The 2967-nt window shown below is 69.4% G+C and carries 3 protein-coding genes and 1 tRNA gene; 1 reads left to right on the top strand and 3 read right to left on the bottom strand.

Annotated features, from left to right (window positions below; genetic code table 11):
- From HUK84_RS13905 to argC, 3 genes are all read right to left on the bottom strand, one after another.
- Window positions 1–978, bottom strand: a 978-nt coding sequence (locus tag HUK84_RS13905) for a phosphoserine transaminase (protein ID WP_176640821.1), incomplete at its 3' end; no start/stop codon positions are given.
- Window positions 979–996: 18 nt separating this feature from the next.
- Window positions 997–1080, bottom strand: a tRNA-Leu gene (locus tag HUK84_RS13910).
- Between the two features lie 289 nt (window positions 1081–1369).
- Entirely contained in the window at window positions 1370–2314 is a 945-nt protein-coding gene (argC, locus tag HUK84_RS13915; protein ID WP_176640822.1) for an N-acetyl-gamma-glutamyl-phosphate reductase, read from the bottom strand.
- Window positions 2315–2480: 166 nt separating this feature from the next.
- Between argC and mazG the strand changes: the two genes are divergently transcribed.
- Window positions 2481–2967: nucleoside triphosphate pyrophosphohydrolase (gene mazG, locus HUK84_RS13920; RefSeq protein WP_176640823.1), on the top strand; the 487-nt coding region annotated here is incomplete at its 3' end.

Raw genomic sequence — 2967 nt, forward strand, 5'->3', positions numbered from 1 at the left:
GCTGGACCGCTCGGCCGGATTTTCGGCCAGAAAGGCCGCCCAGCCGGATCGCGCGACCCACTCCGACACGACATCCAGGTTGGCCCGGCTGCGCGCGACCAGCGCCGGCAGGCCGCCGATGGACTCCGCCCAGCGCAGCCCGTCCAGCGCGTCCTCGACGCACAGCATCGACGGCGTGTTGATCGTGTCGCCGCGAAAGATCCCCTCGATCAGCCTGCCCTTCTCGGTCAGGCGGAAGATCTTGGGCAGCGCCCGCGGCGGCGGCATCTCCTCCAGCCGCCGCACGGCGCGCGGCGACAGGGCCAGCATGCCGTGCGCGGCTTCGCCGCCCAGGACCTTCTGCCAGGACCAGGTGACGACATCCAGCTTCTCCCACGGCAGGTCCATCGCGAACGCCGCCGAGGTCGCGTCGCAGATCACCAGCCCCTCGCGTTCGTCGGGGATGAAGGACCCGTCGGGAATGCGCACCCCCGACGTCGTGCCGTTCCATGCCAGCACCACGTCATGCGACCAGTCGATCCGCGCCAGGTCCGGCAGCCTGCCGTACTCGGCCTGCAGCACCCGCGCCCCGGGCGCCTGCAACTGCGCCACGATGTCGTTGGCCCAGGTGGCCGAAAAACTCTCGAAGGACAGCACATCCACCGGGCGCCGGCCGACCAGCGACCACAGCACCATCTCGACCGCCCCGGTATCCGAGGCCGGCACGATCCCCAGCTTCCAGTCCGCCGGCATGCCCAGCAGGGCGTGCGAACGGGTGATGACCTCGTTCAGCCGCGCCCGCCCCTCGGCCGCCCGATGCGACCGGCCCAGCAGCGCGCCGGACAGCGCGTCCAGCGACCAGCCCGGCCGCTTGGCGCACGGCCCCGAGGAAAAACAGGGATTACCGGGCCGCCGGCCCGGCCTGACGGCGGAATTGCCCGGGACGAGATCATCGGGGGCAAGATCATCCGGGGCGAGATTGGCAGGGAGAGAAGACATCATCCTGTCCGGAAACGGTGGTACGAGAGAGGGGACTCGAACCCCTATGCCTTGCGGCGGTCGATTTTGAGCCGACTACGTCTACCATTCCGTCACTCTCGCCTGCGGCGTTGCTTACCAGCAAATGGGCGAGCGTGGCAAATGGCGAACGGGCGATTCACCGGGCCCCGTGGCCCCGTGGCAAAGTGCGGGTAGCGTGGAAGCGCCACCGTGCTAGTCTGGGCGCCCCCTCTGTCGGGTGGCCTGCTCAATATAACACCCGGACTATGTCCAACGATGAACGGGGAAACCTGTCCATCGTCGTGGAAATAGGCAGGACGTGATTTTAGCCCTGTTGAAACACGTTACGACCCGCCCGACGCCAGGCGGGTTGGGGAAAGGTCCGACCGCGTCAGGCGGCGCGCGGCGCGGGCGACGCCAGGCCCAGCATCAGGGCGATATTCTGGATCGCCGCCCCCGACGCCCCCTTGCCCAGATTATCGAGTCGCGCGGTCAGCACCGCCTGGCGGCGCGATTCGTTGCAATGGACCCGCAACTCCATCAGGTCCGTGCCGGCCAGTGTATCGGCCGACAGCGTATCCTGGGCATCGGCCACGGCGATCCGGTCCGAACCGGCGAAATGATCCGCCAGCACCGCCCGCAGGTCCTCGCCCGTGACCCGGCCCGCCAGCATGTCGAGATGCAGCGGAATCGACACGATCATCCCCTGGGGGAAATGCCCCACCGAGGGCACGAACAGCGGCGTGCGCGTCAGGCCGGCATAGCGGGTCATTTCCGGCAGGTGCTTGTGGGCCAGGCCCAGCCCGTACAGCTCGAACGCCGGGCCGTCATCATGCTCGTGCGCCTCGATCACCGCCCGGCCGCCGCCGCTATAGCCGCTGACCGCGTTGATGGTGACGGGAAAATCGGGCGCCATGATCCCCGCCCGCACCAGCGGGCGCAACAGCGCGATCGCCCCGGTCGGATAGCATCCGGGGTTCGTGACATGCGACGACGCGGCGATCGCGGCCGCCTGGCCCGGGTCCATCTCCGGAAAGCCGTACGTCCAGCCCGGATCGACGCGAAAGGCCGTGCTGGCATCCAGCAGGCGCGGTGCGGCACGCCCCTCCGCCCGGATCGCCTCGACCATGCCGGCCGCCTCACGCGACGCCGCGTCAGGCAGGCACAGCACCACCAGGTCGACCGCGCACATCATGTCATAGCGCGCGCCGGCATCCTTGCGCAGCACGGGATCGATCGAACGCACCGTCACCGGCAGGGCGGCCAGGCGCTGGCGAATGCCCAGCCCCGTCGTGCCTGCCTCGCCGTCGATGAAGAGTGTCGCCTGCTCGCCCATGACCCATCCGTTCCCGCTGCCCCGCCGTCCGGGGAGCGCGACTATAGTCCCGCCCTGCCCGCCCAGCCAGCCCGTCCGCTTCCCGCGGAAACTATGCCATTCTGTCCCAGGCCCGTAAGAATGCGCCAGGAACGCGCCGCCCGAATCTTCCAAAGGAACCCGCCCGATGCCCGACCCCGCCCACGCGATCGCCCGCCTGATCGAGATCATGGCCCGCCTGCGCGACCCGAAGGACGGATGCCCCTGGGACCGCGAACAGGATTTCGCCTCGATCGCCCCCTATGCGATCGAGGAAGCGTACGAGGTCGAGGATACGATCGCCCGCCAGGACTGGGCCGCCCTGCCCGACGAGCTGGGCGACCTGCTGCTGCAGGTGGTCTATCACGCGCGCATGGCCGAAGAAGCCGGATGGTTCGATTTCGCGACCGTGGCGACGATGATCGGCGACAAGATGATCCGCCGGCATCCCCACGTGTTCGGCGACGCGCCGGCCAGGCCCGGCCAATGGGAGGACGGCAAGGCGCAGGAAAGGCTGGCCCGGCGGGAATCCGGCACGCTGGACGGAATTCCGGCCGCCCTGCCCGCTTTGCTGCGGGCGCGCAAGCTGTCCGCCCGCGCCGCGCGGGTCGGCTTCGACTGGTCCACGGCGGACG

Origin of the sequence: Nguyenibacter vanlangensis, assembly GCF_013376155.1 — a bacterium.
GTDB lineage: Bacteria > Pseudomonadota > Alphaproteobacteria > Acetobacterales > Acetobacteraceae > Gluconacetobacter > Gluconacetobacter vanlangensis.